The organism is Flavobacterium sp. 22659 (genome assembly GCF_052044235.1).
Lineage (GTDB): Bacteria > Bacteroidota > Bacteroidia > Flavobacteriales > Flavobacteriaceae > Flavobacterium > Flavobacterium johnsoniae.
On record NZ_JBQEMU010000052.1, the window covers coordinates 1 to 442 of the forward strand.

Annotated in this window: 1 tRNA gene; it reads right to left on the reverse strand. The window is 38.5% G+C overall.

The features are described from left to right. Positions 1-287: 287 nt before the first annotated feature. Positions 288-370 (reverse strand) — tRNA-Leu (locus ACTJIW_RS24190). Between the last annotated feature and the right edge of the window lie 72 nt (positions 371-442).

The window sequence follows — 442 nt, forward strand, 5'->3', positions numbered from 1 at the left end:
CGTTTCTTCCCTGATGTATTTTTTGTTCCATAATGAGTATATATTTTCTAAAGGCTCCAAGATAAAGCCGTACAGATTGAAAAAAATCTGATTTTCAAAGATAAAAAAATATCCTGCAAAATATCTTTTTGTCAGATATTATATCTGCTTTGTGGTATTTTGTTTCTTTTTAAATCTCTAATTTCTGAAGGTTGTTTTGCTGTTTAAAACTTTCAGGAAGTATAAAGGGAGAATCTTAAAGGCAAAAAAAACGGGACAAAACAGGTTTTCTGCTTTGTCCCGTCAAGTGACCATGGAGGGATTTGAACCCTCACGCCCTTGCGAGCACCACCCCCTCAAGATGGCGAGTCTACCGTTTCTCCACATGGCCTAAAAAAAAAGGTCGAGTAAAATAAATTACACGACCTTTTGTGACCCGACTGGGGCTCGAACCCAGGACCCC